2 tRNA genes and 1 rRNA gene are annotated in these 548 nt (G+C 52.0%); all 3 read left to right on the plus strand.

The features are described from left to right. Positions 1 to 209 (plus strand): 16S ribosomal RNA (locus KQI64_RS05435); the annotation flags it as partial. 114 nt (positions 210 to 323) lie between these two features. After that, a tRNA-Ala gene (locus KQI64_RS05440) sits at positions 324 to 399 on the plus strand. Between the two features lie 29 nt (positions 400 to 428). Beyond that, a tRNA-Ile gene (locus tag KQI64_RS05445) sits at positions 429 to 505 on the plus strand. Positions 506 to 548: the final 43 nt, after the last annotated feature.

Raw genomic sequence — 548 nt, forward strand, 5'->3', positions numbered from 1 at the left:
AGTCGGAATTGCTAGTAATCGCGGATCAGCATGCCGCGGTGAATACGTTCCCGGGCCTTGTACACACCGCCCGTCACACCATGGGAGCCGGTAATACCCGAAGTCAGTAGTTCAACCGCGTGAGAGCGCTGCCGAAGGTAGGATTGGCGACTGGGGTGAAGTCGTAACAAGGTAGCCGTATCGGAAGGTGCGGCTGGATCACCTCCTTTCTATGGAGACCAACAGATGAAACAGGCTGTTCTAACATCCAAGGTCAGCATTACGAAAGTTCACTTGCAAATCGTTGTTCAATTTTCAGGGTCCTGAAACCCTGAAAGAGATATGGGGGTATAGCTCAGCTGGGAGAGCACCTGCTTTGCAAGCAGGGGGTCAGCGGTTCGATCCCGCTTATCTCCACCAACGGCTTAAGATTTGAGCCAAACCAATATGGGCTTATAGCTCAGCCGGTTAGAGCGTCCGCCTGATAAGCGGGAGGTCGGTGGTTCGAGTCCACTTAAGCCCACCATTTTTGTCAGAGCAAGCTCTGACAAAAAGAAAGTACCTTGAAA

This window comes from Lachnoclostridium sp. MSJ-17 (genome assembly GCF_018918205.1).
Taxonomy (GTDB): domain Bacteria; phylum Bacillota; class Clostridia; order Oscillospirales; family Acutalibacteraceae; genus Ruminococcoides.